The organism is Arthrobacter sp. 9AX, assembly GCF_902506095.1.
GTDB lineage: Bacteria > Actinomycetota > Actinomycetes > Actinomycetales > Micrococcaceae > Arthrobacter.
Genome location: NZ_LR733293.1, coordinates 4,191,989 through 4,213,976, shown reverse-complemented (window position 1 = coordinate 4,213,976; position 21,988 = coordinate 4,191,989). Strand labels below are relative to the sequence as shown.

The 21,988-nt window shown below is 61.6% G+C and carries 22 protein-coding genes and 2 pseudogenes; 13 read left to right on the top strand and 11 right to left on the bottom strand.

Annotation, left to right across the window (positions count from 1 at the left end; all coding sequences use genetic code 11):
* The first annotated feature begins 189 nt into the window (after positions 1–189).
* Positions 190–1,131, top strand: coding sequence for a Rieske (2Fe-2S) protein (locus BACI348_RS19540; protein WP_159829349.1), 942 nt, complete (start codon positions 190–192; stop codon positions 1,129–1,131).
* A 68-nt stretch (positions 1,132–1,199) separates the two neighbouring features.
* Here the strand turns inward: BACI348_RS19540 and BACI348_RS19535 are convergent.
* Positions 1,200–1,895, bottom strand: a pseudogene (locus BACI348_RS19535) (HNH endonuclease signature motif containing protein); the annotation flags it as partial.
* Positions 1,896–1,897: 2 nt separating this feature from the next.
* Between BACI348_RS19535 and BACI348_RS20855 the strand changes: the two are divergent.
* A pseudogene (locus BACI348_RS20855) lies at positions 1,898–2,011 on the top strand (IS481 family transposase); the annotation flags it as partial.
* A 277-nt stretch (positions 2,012–2,288) separates the two neighbouring features.
* Here BACI348_RS20855 and BACI348_RS19530 read toward each other — a convergent pair.
* The 10 genes from BACI348_RS19530 to BACI348_RS19485 all read right to left on the bottom strand — a co-directional run bounded on the left by BACI348_RS19530 (position 2,289) and on the right by BACI348_RS19485 (position 11,551).
* Positions 2,289–3,305: an IolE/MocC family protein gene (locus tag BACI348_RS19530; RefSeq protein ID WP_159829348.1), complete on the bottom strand. Its 1,017-nt coding sequence runs from the start codon at positions 3,303–3,305 to the stop codon at positions 2,289–2,291.
* 147 nt (positions 3,306–3,452) lie between these two features.
* On the bottom strand, positions 3,453–4,475 hold the full coding sequence (locus BACI348_RS19525) for a Gfo/Idh/MocA family protein (RefSeq protein ID WP_159829347.1): 1,023 nt from the start codon (positions 4,473–4,475) through the stop codon (positions 3,453–3,455).
* Positions 4,476–4,524: 49 nt separating this feature from the next.
* Complete coding sequence (locus BACI348_RS19520) at positions 4,525–5,664, bottom strand: alpha/beta hydrolase family protein (RefSeq protein ID WP_159829346.1); 1,140 nt, start codon at positions 5,662–5,664, stop codon at positions 4,525–4,527.
* A gap of 46 nt (positions 5,665–5,710) precedes the next feature.
* Complete coding sequence (locus BACI348_RS19515) at positions 5,711–6,757, bottom strand: sugar phosphate isomerase/epimerase family protein (RefSeq protein ID WP_159829345.1); 1,047 nt, start codon at positions 6,755–6,757, stop codon at positions 5,711–5,713.
* Complete coding sequence (locus tag BACI348_RS19510) at positions 6,757–7,158, bottom strand: C-glycoside deglycosidase beta subunit domain-containing protein (RefSeq protein WP_159829344.1); 402 nt, start codon at positions 7,156–7,158, stop codon at positions 6,757–6,759. Before BACI348_RS19510 ends, BACI348_RS19515 begins: the two co-directional genes overlap by 1 nt.
* A gap of 116 nt (positions 7,159–7,274) precedes the next feature.
* Entirely contained in the window at positions 7,275–8,102 is an 828-nt protein-coding gene (locus tag BACI348_RS19505; protein ID WP_159829343.1) for a beta-keto acid cleavage family enzyme, read from the bottom strand.
* Positions 8,099–8,557 (bottom strand): nuclear transport factor 2 family protein, encoded by a 459-nt coding sequence (locus tag BACI348_RS19500; RefSeq protein ID WP_159829342.1) that lies wholly within the window; start codon positions 8,555–8,557, stop codon positions 8,099–8,101. Before BACI348_RS19500 ends, BACI348_RS19505 begins: the two co-directional genes overlap by 4 nt.
* Entirely contained in the window at positions 8,554–9,330 is a 777-nt protein-coding gene (locus BACI348_RS19495) for a cyclase family protein (protein ID WP_159829341.1), read from the bottom strand. The genes BACI348_RS19500 and BACI348_RS19495 overlap by 4 nt, the downstream gene beginning before the upstream one ends.
* The gene (locus tag BACI348_RS19490) at positions 9,327–10,364 is read right to left on the bottom strand and encodes a VOC family protein (protein ID WP_159829340.1); all 1,038 of its coding nucleotides are present in this window, start codon (positions 10,362–10,364) and stop codon (positions 9,327–9,329) included. Before BACI348_RS19490 ends, BACI348_RS19495 begins: the two co-directional genes overlap by 4 nt.
* Positions 10,365–10,381: 17 nt before the next feature.
* Positions 10,382–11,551 carry an FAD-dependent monooxygenase gene (locus BACI348_RS19485; RefSeq protein WP_159829339.1) on the bottom strand — a complete coding sequence of 390 codons (1,170 nt, stop codon included), beginning with the start codon at positions 11,549–11,551 and terminating at the stop codon, positions 10,382–10,384.
* 146 nt (positions 11,552–11,697) lie between these two features.
* On the opposite strand from BACI348_RS19485, the gene BACI348_RS19480 reads away from it, so the two are divergent.
* From BACI348_RS19480 to BACI348_RS19430, 11 genes are all read left to right on the top strand, one after another.
* The gene (locus tag BACI348_RS19480; RefSeq protein ID WP_236557650.1) at positions 11,698–12,606 is read left to right on the top strand and encodes a LysR family transcriptional regulator; all 909 of its coding nucleotides are present in this window, start codon (positions 11,698–11,700) and stop codon (positions 12,604–12,606) included.
* 150 nt (positions 12,607–12,756) lie between these two features.
* On the top strand, positions 12,757–14,067 hold the full coding sequence (locus BACI348_RS19475) for an ABC transporter substrate-binding protein (protein ID WP_159829337.1): 1,311 nt from the start codon (positions 12,757–12,759) through the stop codon (positions 14,065–14,067).
* Positions 14,068–14,209: 142 nt separating this feature from the next.
* Positions 14,210–15,073: a carbohydrate ABC transporter permease gene (locus BACI348_RS19470; RefSeq protein ID WP_201298464.1), complete on the top strand. Its 864-nt coding sequence runs from the start codon at positions 14,210–14,212 to the stop codon at positions 15,071–15,073.
* A gap of 1 nt (position 15,074) precedes the next feature.
* A complete protein-coding gene (locus BACI348_RS19465; protein ID WP_159829336.1) occupies positions 15,075–15,911 on the top strand; it encodes a carbohydrate ABC transporter permease in 837 nt (278 codons plus the stop codon).
* Between the two features lie 342 nt (positions 15,912–16,253).
* Positions 16,254–16,556, top strand: coding sequence for a thioredoxin domain-containing protein (locus BACI348_RS19460; RefSeq protein ID WP_159829335.1), 303 nt, complete (start codon positions 16,254–16,256; stop codon positions 16,554–16,556).
* Positions 16,531–16,869, top strand: a complete 339-nt coding sequence (locus tag BACI348_RS19455) for a DF family (seleno)protein (protein ID WP_159829334.1) — start codon at positions 16,531–16,533, stop codon at positions 16,867–16,869. The genes BACI348_RS19460 and BACI348_RS19455 overlap by 26 nt, the downstream gene beginning before the upstream one ends.
* Positions 16,866–18,401 (top strand): GMC oxidoreductase, encoded by a 1,536-nt coding sequence (locus BACI348_RS19450; protein WP_159829333.1) that lies wholly within the window; start codon positions 16,866–16,868, stop codon positions 18,399–18,401. The genes BACI348_RS19455 and BACI348_RS19450 overlap by 4 nt, the downstream gene beginning before the upstream one ends.
* Before the next feature lie 3 nt (positions 18,402–18,404).
* Positions 18,405–18,806, top strand: coding sequence for a C-glycoside deglycosidase beta subunit domain-containing protein (locus BACI348_RS19445; RefSeq protein WP_159829332.1), 402 nt, complete (start codon positions 18,405–18,407; stop codon positions 18,804–18,806).
* On the top strand, positions 18,803–19,900 hold the full coding sequence (locus BACI348_RS19440; protein ID WP_159829331.1) for a sugar phosphate isomerase/epimerase family protein: 1,098 nt from the start codon (positions 18,803–18,805) through the stop codon (positions 19,898–19,900). The genes BACI348_RS19445 and BACI348_RS19440 overlap by 4 nt, the downstream gene beginning before the upstream one ends.
* Before the next feature lie 246 nt (positions 19,901–20,146).
* Positions 20,147–21,316 carry an acetyl-CoA C-acyltransferase gene (locus BACI348_RS19435; RefSeq protein ID WP_159829330.1) on the top strand — a complete coding sequence of 390 codons (1,170 nt, stop codon included), beginning with the start codon at positions 20,147–20,149 and terminating at the stop codon, positions 21,314–21,316.
* Positions 21,317–21,399: 83 nt separating this feature from the next.
* Positions 21,400–21,801 (top strand): hypothetical protein, encoded by a 402-nt coding sequence (locus tag BACI348_RS19430; RefSeq protein WP_159829329.1) that lies wholly within the window; start codon positions 21,400–21,402, stop codon positions 21,799–21,801.
* Positions 21,802–21,988: the final 187 nt, after the last annotated feature.

Sequence of the window (21,988 nt, the reverse complement as noted above, 5' to 3'; positions counted from 1 at the left end):
CTGGCCCTGTGCCTCCCGTCCGCCAGCGGCTAGGCTGACCGGCATCGAGTGGAGAGTGCCGACTGCGCAGTTTCGGAGCACCGATTCGGAGCACTGTTTCGGAGCACTGTTTCGGGTGCGGACTTTCGACTGCACTGGTTCGGCTTCACTGGTTCGACTGGGCACCGACGAACGGGGTAAGGGAGACACATGAAACCGCTGCCTGCACTTGAGCTTGTTACCCGGCTGGAGGATGCCGACTGGCTGGATCCCCTGGCCAAGAAGGTCCGAAAGCTGGTCAAACGCACCATCCGACCGCAGTGGGCCCGGGACGTCCTGCACGGAGTCCCCATCGGTCACCCGGTTCATCCACTGGCCGTGCAGGTGCCGCTGGGTGCCTGGATTTCTGCTGCGGTCCTCGATGCGCTTCCTGGGAACGGCAAGGCATCCGCTGTGCTGATCGGCGTGGGAAGCGCCTCCGCTGTGCCGTCCGCCGTGGCCGGGTTTATGGATTGGTCGCAGCTGCACCCCCAGCAGCAGCGCGTGGGATTGGTCCATGCGACAGCCAACATCACCGCTGTGGGCCTCTACACGGCGTCGTTGGTGGCGCGTACCCGGGGGCGGCAGGATGCGGGCAAGGCGCTGGCTTATCTGGGCCTGGGAGTGGTCAGCTTTGGCGGCTTCCTGGGCGGGCACCTCAGCTACCGGCAGGCTGCCGGCGCAAACCACACCGAGGATGTCCCGCACCGGTTCCCGAGTGGGTGGCAGCCCCTCGGGCCGTTGGAGGACCTGCCGGACGGGAAGCTCCACCAGCGCGTTGTGGCAGGGATTCCGCTGCTGGTGTTCCGCGAGTCGGAGTCGGTGAGTGTCCTGTCCGACGTCTGCAGCCACCTCTCCGGCCCACTGCACGAGGGCAAGCTCAAGGGCGGCAGCCTGGCAGCGGGCAGCCCGGCGCATGGCTCAGGCAGCGGTGGCGGTGGTGCCGATGGTGCCGGTGGTGGCGAACCTTGTGTGGTGTGTCCTTGGCACGGCAGCACCTTCTCCCTGCGATCGGGCGAGGTACAGGCAGGTCCGGCCACCTCCCGGCAGCCCCGGTTCGAAACCCGTGTCACCGGCGGCCTCGTGGAAGTGAACCTTCCCGGAGCCGATTGAGTGTTCGGCGGCGTAGATGTCCCGTTGGGCCGGTTTGTACCCTGAACCCGGAGTGTGCTCCGGCCCTCTTAGACGGGCGCCAGGTTCCACTCCCATTCTTTGAGCGGGTCCTGGGGCAGGTTCGGGGGCGTGGCGTAGAAGTCGTCCCAGATGGGGTGGTCGGGTGGGAAGTCGTGGGGGTCTTCGAGGTTGTCGTCGAGGAGCCAGGGCGGTGGTTCCGCTTCCACGAAGCCGGGTGTTTCGTTTGTGGGGAGGAGTCCGGGTGGCCAGTGTGGTGGTTCCCGGTCGGGGTGTTCGGCTGTGTAGTGGCGGCCGGTGGGTGAGGTCCAGCCGGGTGGTTCGGCGTGGCTGGCGGGGGTGGGTTCCCAGTGGCTGTTGTGTTTGAGGTGGTGGTGTTTGGGGCAGAGTTGGGCGAGGTTGGTGATGCCGGTGGTGCCGCCGTGTTCCCACGCGTGGAGGTGGTCTGTTTCGTTGTCGGGGGAGGGGTTGTTGCAGCCGGGGAAGATGCATCTGCCATCCCTGAGCTGCAGGGTCTTTTTCATGGCCTGGGTGAGCCGGTAGCTGGTGCGGCCGATTTCCAGCGGGGCACCGTCGCGAGGGTCAACGAGGACCCGGTGGAAGGAGCTGGCGCCGTTGGTGATGAGTTTTCTTGCCATGGAGGCGGGGATGGGCCCGTAACCGTCCAGGTGGGCGGTTTCGTTGGTGAGGCCGAGCAGGGCGAACACCGGGACGGTGACGAGGACGTCGGCCTTGGGGGCCGGGACTCACCAGCAGCACCCACCGCCAAACAGCACTTGCGCCCTGGCTCCAGCACTACAACACTGAACGAATCCACACAGGCATCGGAACCACACCCCTCACCCGGGTGTCACCAACCTGATGGCGCAGTACACCTAGGTTCCTTTGGAACGCCGATAATGGAGATTCCGTCAAGCGAAACTGCCGGTGTCACGTTGGGTGCAGCCAACGTGGCGCAGAAGGTCGAGGCCGTTGCTGCCTAAGGCTCCTAAGGTTCCTAAGGAACTGATGATGGCGACATTGGCAGTCCTTCGGTCAGGTGCATGGCAAAGGAGACGAACTCGGACTCCTCCCCAAATTTTGTAGACGGGACAAAGTGGCCCAGCACTGGAAGTGGCCGGCAGGATTACAGGGAGAAACTAGTCCGTGGCGAACAGAGATGCGTCGTACAGGGCACGATGCCCTAGGGACATTTCGATTGGGGTACCGTCTTCAGGGCTGGACCATTCGTGGCCGCCCCATTCGCTTGTGACAATCCCTTTATAGTTAATCGCTCCGAACTCACGCCGTAAGTCGGCTATGGGCTTGGAGACCCGATGGTCTTCATCGAACAAGTCCCAGTACTTCAGATGAATGGCGCTGAATCGGCCGAGGTGTTCCCGCCAGTCGCTGACCTGGGAATGCCCGAACCTGCCAAAAGGCATCCCAAGGCGTGCCATGGTGGCCGCGTTGAGGTTCAGATCTGCTGTCAGACGCTCCAGGCGTTCCTGTACTCGTGCTGCCGGTTCCGTGTGCCATGCCTGTTCCAGGTAGGTGACGACGTTTGTGGGGATACCCTCACGGCGAAGACTTTCAAGGTAGGTCACGGGAAGGCCCGCCATGCAGGCGCTGAGGTCGAAAACGAATCCGAGTTTGTCGCTACCGATTTGATCGAGGGTTTCAATTTGCCGTACAAATTCGGGCGAATCTGGCCTGATCACGCCCTGGACCTCCTGCAGGACCGGTAAGCCGTAGCTTTCGGCATGAACTGCGATCCGTTTCAGGAGGGGGGCGTCCACGCCGAACATGATGCGGGTGGCCCTGAAGCCCATTTCCGAGGCTGCACGGATCTGATCCGCCAAATACGCCTCTGCTTGGTCGAGCGTGAAACGGTAGTCTTTTCTGCTGCCTGCATCGTTGTATATCCCTAATATGCTCAAGCGGGCCTGACGGCGTTCCATGAGTCGGCGCAATTCCGAGGCTTCTGTGGCATTGATGCGGGGGTAGCTGACAAAGTGCTGCGGAGCATCAATTTCAATCTGGTCGGTGACCTGTGCATCGAGCAGTGCTTCGACGAGCTGCAGAGGGGTTCGCTCTCCTCGTATGAGCTCATTAGTGAAGGAGAACATGGTGACAGCCCAATCCGGGGCTGCCAAGGTGTTCGGGGTCGGAGTCATCGGTCCTCCTGGAACAAGGGTTTGTTGTAGCTCGAAGGCGCGCGCCCCGAACTTTGAAGGCGGCCGGGTATGCGGTCAGTGCAAGGGCGTTCAATGGCAGGGGATAAGCGGTGGCTGGTCGGACTGGTGTAGAGGAGGCGCCGGGACTCAGACGCTCACGACTTGACGGGTTCGCTCGGACAAGGCCCCCGCTTCCAGGACTTCCAGCGAATGGACGACTTCGCTCGGATCCACGAGGAGCGAATGATCCCCTTCAAGGGCGCCGACCAACCCTACATAGAATTGACGCCAATCACCGTGCTCGGAGGGAAGCAGGGTCCTCTTCCCGTCAATGGTCAGGTGGCCCCAACAGTCTTTCGCCTCCTGGCCCCAATTCTTACTCAGCGGATCCCTGCCCTGCATGAGGGACTCCTGCTGACCGTCAAAGCCGAATTTGGTGAAGGATCCCCGCGTGCCTTGGAGCATGAAACGCGGGCGTTCACCGCTCAGGGCAGTGCCCATGATCAGGTGGCTGCTAACTCCACTGGCGTGGCGGAGGGCGAGAAAGACATCATCGTTGACAAGGGACTGCCGGTGCCGTGCAGCAACCTCGCCGTAGACGTGCTCGACCCGGCCGAACGCGGCAATCATCTGGTCCACCAGGTGGCTGCCAAAGCCGCCGAGGCTTCCTGCCAGCACCCCATCGGTTGGTCTTCCCCGCCAGGTGGAGGCATCCGGCACGAACCAGCGGGCCAAGCTCGATTCGACCCGGGTGATGTCTCCGAGGACCCCGCTGTTGATGACCTTCAGAACCGTCCGGTAATCGGAGTCCCACCGGCGGTTCTGGAAGGAGGTAAGCAGGACCCCTGCGGCCGCTGCTGCGTCTACCAACCGTCGCCCGGCAGCGGCCGACGTCGCCAAGGGTTTGTCGACGACGACGCCGAGTCCACGCTCAATGAGGACCGCCGCCAGCGTTGAATGGGTTGCGTCCGGGGTTGCGACTACGCCGAGCACAGCCCCGGAAGCCTGGAGCTCATCGATGTTTGAAACAACCGTGACCTCCGGATGCTCTGCCTTTGCTTGAGCTGCGGCGTCTGGGGTCCGGGTCATGATGGCGCACAGCGTCAGACCCTTCGTCGCCTTAATGAGGGGAACATGAAAACGTCGCCCGCTCATCCCGTAACCGATCACCCCTACGGGGACTGTCATGGGAAACTGATCTTCGGCTGTGTTTTCGTTGTCATAGCCGGGCGGCGACCCAGTCAGCGATGATCGAGGAGGCAGCCAGCATGTTGTCCCCGCCGACGTGCTCTATGCCGCCTTCGCGTTCCGTGAGGATCTTCAGCTCACGGTCAGGGCTTTTCACGGCCCCCTCATACTGGGCGTAGGCGTATTCGAGCGGGATCTGCCGGTCCCCGGAGCCATGGGTGACGAGGAATGGAACCGTGATTTCGGATACGACGCCCTCGAGTGTCACAGCCGGTGCGAACTTCATGAAGTCCTCGAAGGAGCCTTTGCCCCAGACCCACTGGACGTGCTCCCAATAGTGGGGTACAGGGTTTTCACCTTCGCGTTCGGCCCGCCTGCGCTGCAGTTCGCCCCAGTTATAGTTGGCTCCCCAGCATGCGCACAGTTTGAAGCGTTTCTCGAAGGCTGCGGCGCGCGGCGCGTAGTACCCGCCCAGGGACCAGCCTACGATTCCAATCCGTTCCGGATCAACGTCACGGCGTGACTCAAGGTAGTCAACGCACGCCCCGCCCCATGCTTCGCTTTCCACTTGGGCGGTCAAGCCGCGCAGGCGGAGGGCTTCCCCGGTACCCGGGTGATCGACCATGAGCATCGAGATTCCGCGCCGGGCAAGTTCGTTCCGTAGCGGTGCGCCATAGATCATTTCCTTGGTCGAGTCCAGACCGTTGACATGCACGATAACGGGGGAGCGGTCCCCGGCCAGCGGTGAGCGGTAGAAGATGCCTGGGAATGCTGTGTCGCCGAAGGGGATTTCCACACGTTCGGCCGGGGCGTCGGTGTGGGCGAGGAACGCATCGAAGGAACTGAGCATCTTGTCGTAAACCCGTTCGCGTGGTGCGTAGCCGATCCGCTGCATGCGTTCACCGGTGAGGTAGTAAACGGCGGCACGCTCGTATTTGTCCGAGGCTGACAAGGCGTTTCCGGCGAGCAGGTCTTCGTCGGCGAGTTCGGCGATTCGATCGCCGAGCCGCTCGTAGGCCTCAAGGTAAGCCTCGGTGGCGTCGTCCCCCTCGGATGCCCGCTCGATGACAGGACGGATCGCATCCAGTACTTCGTTGAGTTGCGCTCCGGTATTTAGCGCGATATTGGTTGACAGGTTCCAGACATAGTTTCCGGGGAACGGTTCAAACACGGTGGTGCCCTTCGGGTTGGTTTCAGTCGTTGGACGACGTGGTCTCCTAGGCGGAGACCTGGTGTTTTTGCTGCTTTTGCAGTGCCGCTTCGATGCCGCGGCGTTCAAGGCGGTGGTGTCGTTGGATCAGTTCGATCGGATCGACCTCGTTGGCCTCGCGGAAGACGTGGCCTTCCCACTCGCTGGAGACGTAGCCGGTGTAGCCACCGTCTACGAGGAGCTCCATGATGCGGGGGACATCGATGGAAGGCTCGTTTCCGGCTTCGTCGATTTCGTAGAACTTGCTGTGTACGTGCACGACCTGGGGCAGGATGTCCTGCCAGGATTCGACAGCTTCCCGCCCGAACATGTTGAAGCCCATTTGGACGTGGGCGATTGAGTTGCGGCGATAACCTTTTGCGGCGGCTGCCTCGGCGAAGAACTCGAACCTGTCCAGCGGTGTTCCTTCCAGGCGCCACGCAGCGTTCAGATCTGCAACGAGTTCGCGCGCCATGCCGTCGCGGATGAACGCTTCGATTTGCCCTGGCGGCAATGAGTGCATGGTTGAACTGAAGTCGGGAGTGAATCCGAGCACGGGCGAGCCGATCTTCTCGTAGGCCTCGCGGACGCGCAAAACGCTCGGGCTGGCGGCGCCTTCAGGTGCGTGGATTTCCATGCCCATCTTGATCCCGTACTTCTCAGCAGTGGGGACGACCTTGGCAATGACTCCGGGTGTTGCGCCCATCTGGGTCCGAACCGTTGGGAACCCCAGCTTATGGGCGGATTCAAGCTGGCGGAGCAGATAGTCTGCCGCCTCGTCCTCGGTCAGCATCCGGTCCCGTCGCAGGGCACTGTCGATGTTGATTGCCAGGCACGATGGCTCCAGCTCGTACTTGTCCAGGAGATCACGCCAGGATTTGACGAAATCGCTGGACACTTCGGGGAAGCTGCGGATCGTGGCGAAGCCGACAATTTCCACACCTGGGCCGATGCCGGCCTCAGCGACTCTCTTGACGAGGGACTCAAGATCGTACTTCCCGCTGACCCATTCGTTGGTCAGGGAATAGAAGGTCAAGCCGAGCTTTGGCTGCTGGGGGGGCTGGGTGGTGGCCATCAGTTGGCTCCCTTCACCGGGAAGGTGGTGGTGACGTCAGTGTTGGTGATCAGGGGCTGGTCCGGGGCAACCATGATGTACGGGCTGCGCAGGTTGATCCGGGTCCGAACCTCGACAGCGTCGCCGAGTGCGGGATGTCCCTCAATGAGGATGGTGGCGTTGTCCTGGACGAACCAGTATTCGTCCCAGAGCGGCTCGAATTCCTCCAGGGATAGAATCTTGCCGTTCAGTTCCACTCGGAGGTTTTTGCTGTCGACGGGGACTCCGTCGAGTCCGACCTCAAGGTTGGTGACGGAGGACAGCGGAAGGCTCCGGTACCAGGGCAGGCGGATCTTGTATTTCAGTTTCTGATCGTCGGCCTGGAGCGAGTCCTCGACGATGAAGGTGCCAGCGAACGTCATGGGCGCCGTCCTTTCGGGTAGGTGGAACTGCAGAGGTCTGTGGGCCGTGCCCCTGTTCACCATCCGGGCCCCGGTCCCACAGGTTGGTTGGGGCCGGATGGTGAAAGTGGCGGTGGTCAGACTTCCGCCGGGGTGCGGTTTTCGAGAAGCGTGACGGTGGCTTCTTCGACGGTGGATACCTCCCGGTCCAGTGCACGGACCAAGGTTGCGGCGCGTTCGATCAGGGGATTGTTTCCGTCCGCGAGTTGCCGGTGACCCACGTGGAGGGTGTCTTCCAGCCCGGCGCGTGCATTTCCACCCAGGGCCAGGCCCATGGCCGTCAGCTCAAGGTTTTTCCTGCCGATGGCGATGACCTGCCAGATTGCGTCGTTGGGGAGCCGGTTGACCATCGTGACAAGGTTCTCGGCGGTGGCGGCCATCCCGCCGCGCACTCCGAGGACGATGCTGAACTGGGGGCGGCCGCTGATCAGCCCACGGTCACGTAACCGCAGACACTCCTCCAAGTGGCCTGTGTCGTAAATTTCCAGTTCGGGCTTGATGTCCAGTTCCTGCATCCGGCGGGCCAGGTTCTCAACATCTTTGGGTGGGTTACGGAACTCCGCTGCCCCGAAGGACATGGAGCATGGGTTCAGGGTGGCCATGGCTGGCCGCAATTCGACAAGCCCTGCCCTGTCTTCAAACGGCACCGACAGGCCAACGCCTGTGGAGAGCTGGATGAGGATGGGACAACGTTCCTGGATCAGGTCTATGACCCGCCGGGCGATGGCCGGATCAGCGGTGGGCCGGTCCTGGGCGTCGCGCACGTGGATGTGGGCCACGGCGGCGCCGCGTTCGTAGGCCGCGGCTACCGCGTTGGCGATCTCCTCGGGCTGTGTGGGCAACGCTGGATTGTCGGCTTTGGTCGCAATCGGGCCTGTGGTTGCCACTGTCAGGATGACGCTCATTGTGATTCTTCCTGTTCTGTGGTGGGGGAGGTATCAAACCGCCAAGTTGGGTGGATCTCCACGACCCGGAGTTTCCAGGCACCGTCTATGCGTTTGAGGTTTATGTCGTAGTGGCCTCCGACGCTCCAGAACTCGGTGCCCGTGTCATTCGTGACGTGGGTGGCCAGCAGCGTCGCGCGTACTTGGGCGGTATCACCGTCGACGTCGATGGAGTGGCCTGCGCTGACATGGTGCAGACCCTCATACTTGCCGAGGTCGCGGCGGACGTGCTCGGCCAGGCCTTCACGGCCGCTGTGTCCGCCCCAGGGGGTGCGGAGCTCACCATCTGCGGCGTACAGTTCGGCGTACTTTTCAAAGTTCTTTGTGTCGATGCAGCGGGAGAACCTGATAAGCAGACGGGAGATTTCCCGTTCGTCCAAGAGCAGCTTGAACAGTTTTTCGTCGTGCTGGTTCATGCTGTTTCCTCCACAATGGCGACAGCCCGGGTCCAACCCGCGGAAGCCCGCTTGAGCTTCGCGGGAAAGCAGGACACGGTGAAGCCGGTTGCTGGCAGTTGCTCCAGGTTGTGCAGCTTTTCGATCTGGCAGTAGCCCGCTTCCATTCCGGCTTTGTGGCCTTCCCAGATGATCGAGGGGTCCTTTGTTTCGGCGTATCGGGCAGCGGTGAAGCTGAAGGGTGCATCCCAGCTCCAGGCGTCCGTGCCGACAACGCGGATGCCGCGTTCGGTCAGGAACAGCGTGGCCTCACGCCCGAAACCGCAGCCACGGTTGATGTAGTCATCGTCGCCGTAAGCAGCTCCTGCGGCGGTGTTCATCAGGACGATGTCGTACGGTTTGAGCTGGTAGCCGATCCGGTCGAGCTCGCGCTGCAGGTCTTCGCCGGTGACGACGTACCCGTCGGGCATGCTGCGGAAATCGAGTTTGACGCCGGGACGGTAGAACCAGTCCAGCGGGAGTTCATCGATGGTGGCGGCAGGTTCGCCGCCATTCATCGTCGGGTGATAGTGCCAGGGTGCGTCGACATGGGTGCCGTTGTGCGTCGAAAGGGTCACTTTCTCCACGGCCCAGCCGAGTGCGTCCGGAAGGTCGGTCGTCTCCAGCCCGGGGAAGAGGCCGGCGATGGCCTCGGCCCCTTCCTTGTGGTGGGTGTACTCGATGTTCAGCCGCTGGAACGGCGGGTCTGCCGGGATCTCGTTGTCCATGGAGATGGACAGGTCAATCAGTTTCATCGGTGGGTCACTTTGGCATCCGTTGTCGTCGACCAGGGGTTGAGGAGTTCTTCGGTGAGTTCGGGGGAGGCACCCTGTTCGGTTGCCGTCTTGCCCGCGGCGGCCGGGAAGGCTTCCATCATGGAGTCGGGCATGTTCCAGTTGCGGAAGAAGTTGTTCGATCCCTGTGAGGGCTTCCATGTGCGGGCTTCCCAGTCGGGAACATAGTTGCGGTAGCCGCCGGAGTTCAGTTCCACGCGCAGGGTGCTGGGGTCACGGAAGTAGAGGTAGTGCTGTTCGCCGATGCCGTGGATGGAGGGACCGTATTCGATAGGCACGCCGTTTTCGGTCATCAGGTCGGCAGTACGGACCAGGTCCTCGGGGTGGTCGACCCAGAATGCGATGTGGTGCACGCGCCCGGCTGTGTCGGAGGTATCCAGCACGATGCCCAGGTCGTGGGACTTTTCGTTGGTCGTGAGGACACCGAACACTGTGATGGGTGCTTCTTCCAGTTCGGTGAACGCCATGATGCGGAAGCCGAGGGCCTTCGAGTACCACTCGGCGAAACGCTTTACGTCGGTGGCGGCGATGGTGACGTGGTCCAGGAACCGGGGGGCTGCGCCGTGGCTGCTGCGCTTTTCGGGACGGTCGGGGAAGACCGACCGGTGCTCTTCGTCGGCCTCGTAAACTTCGAAATCCCAGAGCAGGGTCATGTTGTGCCCGAGGGGGCCATTGAAGCTGTAGGAACGACCGTGGCTGACGCCGGCGTCCGACCACTGGCCTGTGACGTCGCCCATGGCTTCGATGCGTTCAACGGCTTCGTCCAAAGCAGCGGCGCTGGTGGTCCGCCACGCCATGGTCTTCAGAGCAGCGTCTTCGCCGGGGCTGATGACGAGGCTGTAGCGGTGGTGGTCTCCCCAGCACCGGAGGTAGTACGTGTCGTCGATTTGGTCGACGATGCGCATTCCGAACTTCTCGGTGTAGAAACGTGCGGAAAGTGAAGTGTCCGGGCTCGCAATTTCAAGGTACGCGATCTGGCTCAGCGGGGTGTTCATGGTCTTGGGTGCTCTTTCTACTGGTGTTGTAAAGCGCGGAACGGCTGGTTCAAGACGGCTTCCACATGGGCGGTCTGTTCCGCAAGGTGGGCCCGCATGCCATCAATGGCAAACGGAAGTGTCTCGGCTGTGATGGTTTGCTCCTGGGCCAAAATGCCGTGGGATGCCTGGAACACGAGTTCGGTGCGCGGGTGGCGAAGCTGTTCTATGACCTGCAGGGATTCTTCGAGGGGCCGGTCCCGCTGCAGTTCATCGGCGAGTACGACGGCGTCCTCGACAGCCATCGCAGCGCCCTGTGTCAGGTGCGGGACAGCGGCGTGGACGGCGTCGCCCAGGACGATGACCCGTCCCCGGTGCCATGGGAGTGGAACATTCATTTCAACGAGGGGGCTATAGACGATTCCGTCCGGATCTTCATCGAGCGAGTCACGGATGTCTCCCAGCAAGCCCTTGAACCCGCTCAGGCGCTGTTTGAGCAGCGGGGCCAGGTCCTGCTCCGGATGCCGGACATCACTCGGCTCGACGGTCACCAGAAGCATGTACATGTGGGTTTCCGACAGCGGAATGACTCCGCCCTTGACTCCCTCACCCTGCCAAAGCATGGTACGAGTAACGCTTGCCGGACGCGGGACCTGCTTACGCCAGACTGCACTTCCGGTGTAGCTGGGCACTAGTTCCTGGCCAAGGACCCGGCGGCGCATGGGGGAGCGGATGCCGTCGAAAGCAACGACGAGATCGTAGCGGCCGTTCTCTCCGTTGCTGAACGTGGCGTCCACCCCATCAGCGTCTTCACTGAAATCGGCAACTTCAGCTCCGTATTGGATGGTGGCCCCCGCGCTTTCGGCGGCCTTCAGCAGGATCGCGTGCAGGTCTTTTCGGGTCAGGCCGCAATTCGCCGGCACATCGTCCTGTCCCAGGGACGAGGGCACCAGCACGATGCGTTCGTCGTCGGCGTCGCGGTAGTCGTTGCCGTCGAAGGTGAACCCGGCCGCCAGGACCTCGTCGAGGACGCCCAGCTCGCGCAAGGCGCGCAGCGAGTTGCCCGGCTGATTGATTCCTACTCCCAGCACGGTGGCCGTTTCACGGATCTCTACTACGTCGACTTCAACACCGCGCTGTCCCAGGGCCGCTGCTGCTGCCAGGCCGCCTATGCCGGCTCCCACGATGAGGACCTTGTTGATCGTCATGCTGACTCCTTCGTCGCTTCTCGGAACGACACCGTCCCGGGTGGACCACTGTTCGTCCGGATTTCAGACTATGGTTTCCGCTTTGGTTGATCGACCCCCTAATACGCATACAATTCATCGACCAGATCGATAGAAGGGAGCGGGCCTTGGAACTCGCTAGTTTTGACATGAACCTGCTGGTCGCGTTGGACGCGCTGCTCGCGGAAGAAAGCGTTAGCCGGGCCGCAGAGCGCCTGCACATCGGCCAACCTGCCATGAGCGCAACGCTGTCGCGGTTGCGCACATCCTTTCGGGACCCCTTGCTTGTGCGGTCGGGCCGGGGACTGCGCAAAACGGCGTTCGCCGAGTCCCTTCAGGAGCCCCTTACCCAAGCTCTCAGGGATGTCGAACAGTTGCTTCATTCGACGGCAGAGTTTGATCCCGGGAGGTCGCAGCGGGTCTTCTCCATCGTCACGAGCGACTACGTCTCGCTGGTCCTGTTGCGCAAACTCATTGAACGGCTTGCCGTTGTGGCGCCGACGGTGAGCGTCCGGGTGTCACCTATTGGAGCTGAGTTTCTGGAGCAGTTACGTCAAGGGTTAGTCGACCTTGCGATCTACCCCGCAGAGCTGCTCCCAATAAACGCCCCGTTCCACCGGGAACGTCTTTTTGAAGACGACTTCGTATGTGCCACGGATATCGGAAATAAGGAAGTGGGCGATTCTCTGACAGCCGATCAGCTAAGCACGTTGCCTTACCTGGCCGCGAGCCAGGGGGCGCTGCCGTCGCTGGCAGACCAGCGCCTGGACGAGGCCCATATTCCCCGCAACACATCCATGGTTGCCCAATCCTTCGTGGTGGCGCCCTTCCTGCTGCCGGGGACACGCATGTACACCATCATCCAGCGGAGGCTCGCGGATCTGCTCCTACCGGACGCCCACTTCAAGATTCTCCAGCCACCCGTCCACATCGCTTCCATTCACGAACTGATGATCTGGTCGCCCCGAGGCGGCGCGGACGCCGGCCACACCTGGCTCCGCAGCCAGTTGAGGATAACCGCCCAACAGCTGAGTTGAGTCATATCGACCCGATCGATACTTCCTATCGTTGTTCGGCAATGGACGCGGTGGTCCTCATCACAGGAAGCTGATCTGGACGGCCCGCTCAGTTCAGCCGGCCCTTCGGTCCCAGATGACCGTGACAACGAAGTCTCGAAAGGCATTCTCATGACACAGCCAACCTTGGGCCGGTTTTGGCGGCAGGCCGCAGCCATCGCCGCCATTCCGGTCGCCGGATCAATCCTTCTCACCGGCTGCTCCTCAGGTAGCAGCGCTGGCTCAGGAGCAAACGGGGGGCCCGTTACCCTCAAAATCGCCGTCCAGACACAGACAAACGAAACCAAGCCGTACAGCACGATTGTCGACGAATTCAACAAGCAAAGCGACGACATCAAAGTAGAGCTGACGGAATACCCGAACGAGCAGTACGCGCAGACGATTAAGACCCAGCTGCAGGCCGGCAACGCCCCTGACCTGATCTATGGTTCTCCCGGAACGGGCAACCCGAACTCCCTTGGCCTGTATGCACAGGCCGGGCAGCTCGTCGACCTCTCCGGAGAAGATTGGGCTGCCGCAGCTGTTCCCGACAGCGCCAAGAACATCTACTACGTCGACAACCAGCTCGTCGGAGTCCCGTTGGATGTGGCACCGATCCCGTCTATCATCAACGAAACCGCGTACCAGGAGCTCGGTTTGGAGCCGGCGACGACGTTCGCCGACGTTCTCAAACAGTGCAAAACCGTGCGCGATGCCGGTAAGAACAGCCTGATCACCCTCTCGGGAACGACACCTCCCAACACGGGCATCATGGCCCTTCAATTGGCCGCGACCCGCGTCTACGCGCAGGACCCTGACTGGAACACCAAACGAACTGATGGCAAGGTGAGCTTCGCTGACACCCAGGGTTGGAAGGACACGCTGCAGGCCATCCTCGACTTGAAGACGAACGAATGCTTCCAGGACGGGGCTGAGGGCGGCACGTTCGACACGCTCTTCAATGAAGTGTCCTCCGGAAAGTCGTTGTCCTTCTTCGGCCCTGGCGGCTCAGCCGCGGACCTGGCAAGCATCAACCCCAACGCGGAATTTGGTACCGCTGCATTCCCGGGGAAATCCGCCTCCGATGAATTCGTTTTCGCTTCACCCACCAACGCGCTCGGCATCAACGCGGCCAGCAAGAACGTTGATGCAGCCAAGACCTTCCTCAAGTTCTGGGAGCAGAAGGACCAGCTCAACAAGTTCGCATCCTTGACCGGCAACGTGTCCCTGGCCAGCGTCCAGTCCGGCGAAGCTGTCAGCAATGAGCGCTATTCCCGAATTGAGGAGTACCTGACTGACCCCAAGAAGAACGCGCCGCTGGCCAACCTGTTTTGGCCGAACGGAGACGTCTACACCGCGCTCGGCGTCGGTGTACAGGGGCTGCTGACTGGGCAGGCGTCCATCGACCAGGTCCTGCAGTCCATGGACTCAGCCTGGGGCTAAGCACCAACTCCTTTCAACGCAGTAGGGAATACTTCACGTGTCTGCTCCAGAAATAACCAAGAAGCAAGGCCCTGCCAGCGGCCTGCCCGGATCGACGAATCGGTCCGGGCAGGCGCCCCGGCCTGCAACCCGCCGTCCCCGCATGGGACGCGTCGCAGTATGGTGGTGGGCAGCCCCCGCCGTCCTCCTGGTCCTCGGAATGCACTACGGGGGAATCGCCGCAGGATCGATTTACGCCTTCACGGATTGGCGCGGCATAGGACCCTTCAAGTTCGTGGGCCTGGACAACTTCATCAATATTTTCCGTAATCCCAAGGCAAGCCAGGCCCTCTGGAACACGCTCTTGCTCGCCGGCGGGTTCCTCGTTCTGACCAACGTCATCGGTATGGCGTTCGCCGTGGCTCTGAACCGGCAGCTCAAGTCCCGCCATTTGCTGCGCACCCTGCTCTTTATGCCGGTCGTGCTGAGCCCGCTGGCGGTCTCCTACATCTGGAAGTTCATCTTCCAGCCGCAGGGCCCGCTCAACGACCTGCTTCGGGCGGTCGGGCTCGAGGACCAGACCCGCGCCTGGTTGGGGGACCCCTCCTCAGCGATCTGGACGATCCTGATCGTGATGGTATGGCAGCACATTGGACTGACGATGGTGCTCTACCTTGCCGGCCTGGCCAACGTTCCCATGGAGCTCGAAGAAGCATCAGCGGTGGACGGCGCGGGAGCTTGGCGCCGATTCTTCCACATTGTGTTGCCGCTGCTGCGGCCCACCATCGTGGTCGCTTCGACCCTGATCCTTGTTCAGGGTCTCCGGGTGTTCGACCAGGTGCAGGCGATGACCGCAGGCGGCCCCTTCAACGCCACAGAGACGCTGTCCACCCTCGTCTACAAAGAAACCTTCGTCAGTGGCCGCTACGGATACGGTGCTGCCCTGTCGCTCCTGCTGACAGTGCTCATCGCGGTATTCGCAGTGCTGCAGATCGTGCTGTTGCGCGGAAAAAAGGAAGAGAACTGACATGAATCGCTACGACAAGAAGACCCTGGCCAGAGAAGGCCTGGTAGTTCTCGCCGCCCTGCTGTTGATGCTGCCCTTCTACTTCCTGGTCAACACCGCATTGAAAAGCGACGTGGACGCGCTTAATACCTCGGCAATGGCTCTTCCGCCCCAGCTCTCAATGGAGGGCATCGAAGCGGCGTGGTCAGGTTCGCCGACCCGGAACATCCCCGCCGGCGTGCTCAACAGCATCATCATCACCGGCGGCAGCCTGCTGACACTCATCGCGTTCGGATCGATCGCCGCCTACACGATCACCCGTATTCCCGGACGCATCACCGGACTGCTCTATGGCATGTTCGTCCTGGGAATTATCCTCCCCTTCCAGCTCGGTATGGTTCCGATCTATGTAGTGATGCGCAATTTCGGTCTCGTCGGGACGCATCTGGGGATGATCCTTCTGTACAGCGGACTCCTGATGCCGTTGTCGGTCTTCCTCTACACCGGCTTCACTAAAGCATTGCCAAGGGAATACGAAGAAGCCGCTCAAATGGACGGCAGCACCCCGTTCCAGACGTTCCGGCGGATTGTCTTCCCTTTGCTGAGCCCTGCCACCGGAACCGTCGCGATCCTGTGCGGAATGATCATCTGGAACGACTTTTTCACGTCGTTGATTTTCCTGAGCGGGTCCCAAAACGCCCCACTCCCGGTTGTCGTGTACGGGTTTGTGGGGGAGCAGGTTTCCAAATGGAACGTCATCTTCGGTGCAGTGATTCTTTCCATGATTCCAATCCTGGCGTTCTACCTGGTTGCGCAGAAAAAGTTCATCCAGGGCTTTGCCGGCGGGATCAAGAGCTAATTATCGACGCAATGCGGCCGGCGGGTCTGCGACCGTTCGTCCCCGCCCGTCCCGCATGGAGAGTGCATTAATGACTTCCAATGAAGTGACGTACCGCCATTACCAGGTCGGGGAGACCGTCCAGCCGTTCACCCTTCCCCGTGCAGGGGGCGGGAACGTGACGCTCGACCCCTCCGCGGCGCCGGCAACGGTCCTGGTGTGGACATGCAACCCCTGTCCCTACGCACTGGCATGGCACGACCGCATCCAAACAGTTATTGGGGATTACTCCCCTGTGGGGTCACCTTCCTGCAAATCAATGCCAATGATTCTGAAAAGTACCCGGCCGATTCTCTCGCCGCAATGGACAAGAGGGTCGTCGCCGGCGAGATGGCCAGCCACTACCTGCGCGATAAAGACCAGATGGTTTCGAAAGACTGGGGAGCCAAAGTCACCCCTGACGTCTTCGTTCTCGACGGCTCCGGCACCCTGGTCTACCGCGGTGCACCCGACGCCGACCACGAAGTTCCCGAACAGAATGCCCAATGGCTCAGGGACGCCCTCGACGACGTCCTGGCAGGGCACCGGGTGCGCCGTTCATGGACACGATCGCTCGGTTGCTCCGTGAAATGGAAAATCAATGACCAACCCAACCCTCATGAGTGAGCGCCTGGAGCTGCTGAGCTGGTCAGGATGTCCGTCCCACCACGCAGCCCTCACACGGCTCGGCGAAATCCTGACTGACATCGGGCATCAGTCTGAGCCAATACATGTTCGATGGATCGAAACAGAAGAAGACGCCAAGGAATACCGCTTTATAGGCTCACCCTCAATCCGGGTGGACGGACTTGAAGTCATACCCGCCTCTGACCCGACTGGCTTTGGGCTGGGCTGCCGTGTCTACCGCACACGCGAGGGCAGGTTTTCGCCGCTGCCTGACCGCGATGAACTGCGCGAACAACTGGAGAAGATGCTATGAATGCCATAACTGAATACGACGTGGTCATCGTCGGAAGCGGTCCCGCCGGATCGACGTTTGCCCGCGTACTTCATGACGAGGTCCCGGGAATCAGGCTCGCGATGTTCGAGTCGGGCCCGCTCATTGCGGAGCCGGCGGGGCGCCATGTGAAAACGATCAGCGACCCTGAGGAATTCAAGGCAGCACAGCTGGCCTCTCAAGGCGGCAACACCGGACCCACCGGTGTCATGTCTCCCTTGGCAAACACCTCGGACGCCGAACCGGCCATTGAGGCAAGGCCGGGGACATTCCTGGTCGGCGGCGGCAGTCCTTTAGAGGACATGCCGGCTGCTGCCATGTCCACCAACGTGGGCGGAATGGGAGCCCATTGGACATGCGCGTGCCCGGTCCCGGGGGACGGGGAACGTATCGAATTCATCCCCCGTGATGAATTCGACAAAGTCTTTGCAGACGCCTGGAGGCTACTTCACGTCACCCAGGATGCCTTCAAGGGTGCTCCCCTCGGTGAGGAGGTCCGCGCCGTCCTCGCCCGGGAGGTGGATGCCGGCCGCGCCCCTGATCGCAAGGTTCAGCCGATGCCGCTGGGAATCCGGGTCGGCGAAGACGGGAACCGGTACTGGACAGGCACCGACGTAATCCTCGAAGGAGTAGGCGATGGATTCGAACTGCACCCGGGACACACGGCCCTGCGAATACTCGTCGAAAATGGCAGGGCATGCGGCATCGAGGTCCGGGATGAAACGACAGGCCAGGTTCGGCAAGTGCACGCAAAAGCAGTCGTGGTTGCCGCAGACTCTTTCAGGACCCCGCGGCTGCTGCACGTCTCCGGTGTCCGGCCCTCTGCACTCGGACACTACCTCAACGATCACCCCCAGATCCTTGGACTGGCCCGTCTGGATGAGCGGTTCGTACCGGACGCTGCCCGCGCACGGCGCACCCAGGGGCCCGCACTGGACCAGTTGAGCGGGGTCAGTTGGATCCCCTACGACCAGGAAAGGTTCCCTTTCCACGGCCAGATCATGCAACTGGACACCTCCCCGGTGCCCTTGGAAGGAACTCCCGAACCATGGCCAGGATCCATCGTCGGTGTCGGTCTGTTCACGTGCAAGGACATTCAATTCGAAGACCGGGTCGAATTTGACGACACTGTCTTGGATGGAAGCGGGTTTCCTGCCATGCGGATCCACTATCAACTGACAAGCAAAGACCGGCAGGCACTTGCCGAGGGCGTAACGGCCGTTAAGTCCCTGGTGGCAGCACTTGGTGAGCCGGTGAACGGACGGCCTCCAGTGATCATGCCCAACGGCAGTTCCCTCCACTACATGGGCACGGTCCGCATGGGACCGGCCGATGACGGCACATCCGTATGCGATACGTACTCCGCCGTGTGGGGACTCGACGGACTCTACGTCGCAGGCAACGGGGTCATTCCCACCGCTACAGCATGCAACCCCACCGCCACCTCTGTTGCCCTTGCCATCCGGTCGGCACGCGCCATCGCTCGGCGCCTTCGATCCATTGATGAAAGCTGAAAAATGTTAGCCAGCCAAATTATTGAACCCGGCACCCTGGTCGCCACCAACGACCGCGTGTCCGTATCTGTGCGAATGCCGTGGTACCGCTCCTTGCCCTTGTCCTCGCTGACGGGCATTGCACTTTCAATCGACGGCGTGGACGTACCCCGGGAATCGATCACCTGGAAAACTACAGACGGCGGCTCATATCTGCTGGACGAGCTCGCGCCACGGCACGACAAATGGTGGTTCGTCCTTGACTCAGCACGCATTGAAGGCGACCTGCCGGATCTTCCCCACGGGACGGAATACGAGGTCCACGTCCACATCGGGCTGCACATCCCCTATCTCCCGGTCGGGGAAGGTTTCATCACGATCGAGGAACAGGACAAGAAAACAATGGAAATGCAGATGGCCTTATGAGTGACACGACACTGGGCACGCCCATTCAGGGAACAACCCTTTACTCTTTCACCCGATTCTGGCACGGGCGCCAGATGACCTTCGAGGATCTCGTCCGGGAAGTTGCCCGGCGCGGCCTCGGCCCGGGACTCGAAATCGTCGGCTTCCAGTCGATTCGCAACTTCCCGGACGTTGACGAAGCGTTCGTGAACCAGTTCAAGACCCTCATCGATGAGACGGGGCTGATGCCGACAGCGCTCGGCGCCAACGCCGACCAAGGCCTGCGCCGCGACCGGCGACTCACCAACGACGAACTGGTCGAATACATGGCCGCACAGATCGACGTCGCCCGCCGCCTGGGCTTCCCCATCGTCCGGGTCCAGTACTCACTGACCCCCGATGACATGGAACGCCTGCTTCCCATTGCCGAGCGCGCCAACGTCACCCTCGGCATGGAGATCCACGCCCACCACACGCCGTGTCACCCCGTCATGCAGGCACTGCTGGAACGGTACGAGAAGTTAGGGTCTCCCCGGCTCGGCTTCATCCCCGACTGGGGCGCCACTATGGTTCAGGTCCCTCGCACGCTCCTGGATACCTACCGCCGCCGGGGCATCGCTCCTGAGCTGATCGCTGCTGTGGACGACTACTGGCACTCACAGCACGGCAACGGCGGCCCCGACGATGCGGCCCAACACAAGCAATTCGAGGAGTTCGTGGAACTCGCACGACGTCACGGTGCGGAGGACATCGCCGTTGAACTGGCCGTCAACGCGACAGGGCTGTTCGGCCACGGCGAGATCGAGGAATGGACCGAAATCCTGCCATGGGCCGTCCATACCCACGGCAAGTTCTACGAGCTCGACTCCGATGGAGAAGAACCCTCCGTGCCGATCCGGAGCATCATCAGCGCTTACGTCAACGGCGGCTATTCACGGACGATTTCCAGTGAATGGGAAGGATTCCACTGGAACGACTGGGAAAACTCCTTCGACGTTATCGCCGCCCAACAGAAACTGTTGCGGGACTCGGCCGCCAAGAGCGGTTCCCGCATGGTCACTGACCTCTCCGAGGCCCGGGCTCTCCTTGGCAGCCAAAGCGTAGTAGCCCGATAGACCACGACGTCCCGGCCGGACATTGAATGACCGGGCCCGGGACCCCGGTCTGACGGCTCCATCCGGTCTCCCAACTGCACCTTGGTTGTCCGCCCTTGGAACCACCCGTTCCGCGCCCAAACCTACTAACGCCGTGGTTGTGCCGCCCCTGTACGAAATCCATCCACGTAACCGTCACCGTCCGAAGGAGCCTGACATGCCCCCGTCCACACTCTTCACCAGCCAGTGGGCTGACCTCCCCTTCGCATGAGCGCGCTGATCGCCGGCTACGCCCGCACACCCTTCTCCCGCTTCAACGGACGCTTCACAGGCATCCCCGCCACATCCTTGGGCGCCCACGTCATCACCGCGGCCCTCCAACGGGCCGGAGTGACACCATCGCAAGTCCAAAACGTCATAGCCGGACACGTCCTGCAGGGCGGTGCCGGCCAGAACCCTGCAAGGCAGTCCGCTGTCAGTGCCGGCATCCCATTAACCGTCCCTGCACTAACACTCAACGCGGTGTGCCTCTCTGGAATGGAAGCCGTCGTCGCCGCGGAACGCTTGATTGACCGTGGCGACGCCGACGTAGTTGTGGCCCTCGGGCAAGAGTCAATGTCCTTGGCCCCTCATGTCTTCAACGCGCGCGCCGGGCAGAAATACGGTGCACTGGAAGTTGTCGACACGTTGGAGATTGACGGTCTCACCGACGCATTTGCAAGGCAGTCGATGGGCGCTTCAACGGAAGGCGGTAATCGAGACCTTGGGCTGGACCGGGAAAGCCAGGATGCGTGGGCCGCTTTGTCCCACCAGCGCGCGCAGGAGCACGCTACCTTTCATGCGGGGGAGATTGCGCCCTACACGCTTGTCTCCCGCGGTGGAACAACCGTGATCGCCGACGATGACGGGATACGGGCTGGGACGACGAAAGAATCACTCGCCGGCCTCCGGCCAGCTTTCAGCAAGGACGGCACAATTACCGCCGGTAACTCCTCACAGATTACCGACGGGGCCGCGGCATTGGTGCTGGTAAGCCCTGCCGCTGCAGAGAAATTGGGGCTCACCCCAATCGCCGTAGTGCAGTCCCACGCCCTCGTGGCCGGACCCGACGTGCGCCTGCATGACCAGCCCGCTAACGCCATCCTCGCCGCGCTCAAGAAAATCGGTGCCACAGTGGAGGATCTGGACGCCGTGGAAATTAATGAGGCCTTTGCCGCCGTATCCGTACAATCAGCTCGGACCCTGGGTATCAGCCCGGACATCATCAACGTCCACGGCGGGGCAATCGCTCTTGGCCACCCCATTGGCGCCTCAGGAGCACGCATCGTCGGCACACTGGCCCGGCAACTCGCTGAAATAGGACCCGGCAAACTTGGCGCCGCAGGAATTTGCGGCGGCGGGGGACAAGGATCTGCGGTCGTCATCCAGTCGCTGTAGGAAGTAGGCCCAGGGCTGCCCCATGCAAGCTAACCCGAGCACAGCTGAATAGGCCCACCCAGTACGGATACCGACGATCAATCGTGGAAAACTGGATCGAACTTATCCCGAGTGACACCGTGGTGTTAATCAATCAGGAAACCTCGGAAAGACACAAGGGGAACGTGGACGCGGTATCCGATGACGGTTCCAGCCTGTGGTTGATCCTTGAGAACGCAAGAGGACGCAAGAGAACGCAAGAGGACGCCAGCTCCTTCTGCACTCTGACGGATACCAGACCTTCGCCGATCACCAGGCCAACGATGAAAGCCGAGTGGGTGGCGGAGATGACCGGTTCGGCTGAGCCACTTGATCCCGCCGTTGGATATTCCAGTCGTAAACCAGGCGCTGGCTTCGCTTTTCTGACCTCCAAGTTCAGAGCGAAATGCCATCACATCAGGGTGGGGGAGCAGCCCCTTTCGGGGCTTCTCCCCCGCCAATATTGAAGAGCCGATAATGGTGATTCCGTCACTCTGTTCGGCCGGGTAAACCCATGCTTGCTATCACGCGGGGCCTGTACTGATAGTGACTTTGGTCCATCTGGCTGGGGGGGCAGTTTGGGTTATCCGCGCTGGAAGTGGGAGCTGTTGGGGTAAGCCTTGCAGCCGACGAAGGTCGTTGACGGCGCTTTTG

What these genes read in the sequence shown, in the direction of transcription:
- BACI348_RS19540 (WP_159829349.1), top strand. Translation starts at nt 190, where the DNA reads ATGAAACCGCTGCCTGCACTTGAGCTTGTTACCCGGCTGGAGGATGCC.
- BACI348_RS19530 (WP_159829348.1), bottom strand. Translation starts at nt 3,305, where the DNA reads ATGACTCCGACCCCGAACACCTTGGCAGCCCCGGATTGGGCTGTCACC.
- BACI348_RS19515 (WP_159829345.1), bottom strand. Translation starts at nt 6,757, where the DNA reads ATGGCCACCACCCAGCCCCCCCAGCAGCCAAAGCTCGGCTTGACCTTC.
- BACI348_RS19510 (WP_159829344.1), bottom strand. Translation starts at nt 7,158, where the DNA reads ATGACGTTCGCTGGCACCTTCATCGTCGAGGACTCGCTCCAGGCCGAC.
- BACI348_RS19505 (WP_159829343.1), bottom strand. Translation starts at nt 8,102, where the DNA reads ATGAGCGTCATCCTGACAGTGGCAACCACAGGCCCGATTGCGACCAAA.
- BACI348_RS19500 (WP_159829342.1), bottom strand. Translation starts at nt 8,557, where the DNA reads ATGAACCAGCACGACGAAAAACTGTTCAAGCTGCTCTTGGACGAACGG.
- BACI348_RS19495 (WP_159829341.1), bottom strand. Translation starts at nt 9,330, where the DNA reads ATGAAACTGATTGACCTGTCCATCTCCATGGACAACGAGATCCCGGCA.
- BACI348_RS19490 (WP_159829340.1), bottom strand. Translation starts at nt 10,364, where the DNA reads ATGAACACCCCGCTGAGCCAGATCGCGTACCTTGAAATTGCGAGCCCG.
- BACI348_RS19485 (WP_159829339.1), bottom strand. Translation starts at nt 11,551, where the DNA reads ATGACGATCAACAAGGTCCTCATCGTGGGAGCCGGCATAGGCGGCCTG.
- BACI348_RS19475 (WP_159829337.1), top strand. Translation starts at nt 12,757, where the DNA reads ATGACACAGCCAACCTTGGGCCGGTTTTGGCGGCAGGCCGCAGCCATC.
- BACI348_RS19470 (WP_201298464.1), top strand. Translation starts at nt 14,210, where the DNA reads ATGGGACGCGTCGCAGTATGGTGGTGGGCAGCCCCCGCCGTCCTCCTG.
- BACI348_RS19465 (WP_159829336.1), top strand. Translation starts at nt 15,075, where the DNA reads ATGAATCGCTACGACAAGAAGACCCTGGCCAGAGAAGGCCTGGTAGTT.
- BACI348_RS19460 (WP_159829335.1), top strand. Translation starts at nt 16,254, where the DNA reads ATGGACAAGAGGGTCGTCGCCGGCGAGATGGCCAGCCACTACCTGCGC.
- BACI348_RS19455 (WP_159829334.1), top strand. Translation starts at nt 16,531, where the DNA reads ATGACCAACCCAACCCTCATGAGTGAGCGCCTGGAGCTGCTGAGCTGG.
- BACI348_RS19450 (WP_159829333.1), top strand. Translation starts at nt 16,866, where the DNA reads ATGAATGCCATAACTGAATACGACGTGGTCATCGTCGGAAGCGGTCCC.
- BACI348_RS19445 (WP_159829332.1), top strand. Translation starts at nt 18,405, where the DNA reads ATGTTAGCCAGCCAAATTATTGAACCCGGCACCCTGGTCGCCACCAAC.
- BACI348_RS19440 (WP_159829331.1), top strand. Translation starts at nt 18,803, where the DNA reads ATGAGTGACACGACACTGGGCACGCCCATTCAGGGAACAACCCTTTAC.
- BACI348_RS19435 (WP_159829330.1), top strand. Translation starts at nt 20,147, where the DNA reads ATGAGCGCGCTGATCGCCGGCTACGCCCGCACACCCTTCTCCCGCTTC.